This window comes from Vibrio sp. 811 (assembly GCF_033339195.1).
Genome location: NZ_JAWOUB010000356.1, coordinates 1 through 733 on the forward strand (window position 1 = coordinate 1; position 733 = coordinate 733).

The window sequence follows — 733 nt, forward strand, 5'->3', positions numbered from 1 at the left end:
CATAGTGCAAGAATTGCGCTTGTTTTGGCTCGGTGATGTCGTAAACCATAATACCGCCTTGGCGCTCTAAACCGATAAATGCGTAGTATCGCCCATTGATTTTCGCTACTTCGATGGCTTCTGGCTCGATGCCTTTATCATCACTTCTGTCATCACCGCTACTGTTGCTGTCGTTTGTGCTGTTGAAGTGTTTACCTTCGTTCAAGAGGGCAACTGTTGCGAAATCGTCTCCACTATCAAAAACTAGCTCACCATTTTCATTCCAAATTGAGAATGAACGCGCGCCAAATGCTTGAACGTTTTCTTCTGCGTTTAATGTGTGGTTTGGTTTGATAACTTTGAGTCTAGCTAGCTGTTTGTTGTTTTTTAGAGCTTCAGCAAGAGGGTGGTCGGTCGTAACTTTGAGTTTTTTGCCACGGACTTCGTCGATATGGCTCAAACAGGAGCCTTTGACATTGGTGTAATCTGGCGTACCTTGATAGTCATCCTCATCCCACTTGAGCCCTGCTTGATCACATTCAGCTTGAGTGGTTTTAAAACCATATTCGCGACCATCCCCTTCGTTGGCTGAAACAATGTAGGTTTGGCCGTTGACAGAGTAACTGTCTAGCGTGTCGGGCATGTACAAGCCAACCAGCTGCGGATAGCTTTTCAAATTGCCGATGATCTTATCTTTATTTGAGGCGTCCAGCTTTGAATTTGACCAAGACTTTTCCCCTAAAGCGACAATTTT

General features: G+C 44.7%; 1 protein-coding gene. It reads right to left on the bottom strand.

What is annotated here, in order from left to right; genetic code table 11:
- The coding region (locus R7Q46_RS26840) for a choice-of-anchor I domain-containing protein (RefSeq protein ID WP_411978776.1) at positions 1-733 on the bottom strand (733 nt) is incomplete at both ends.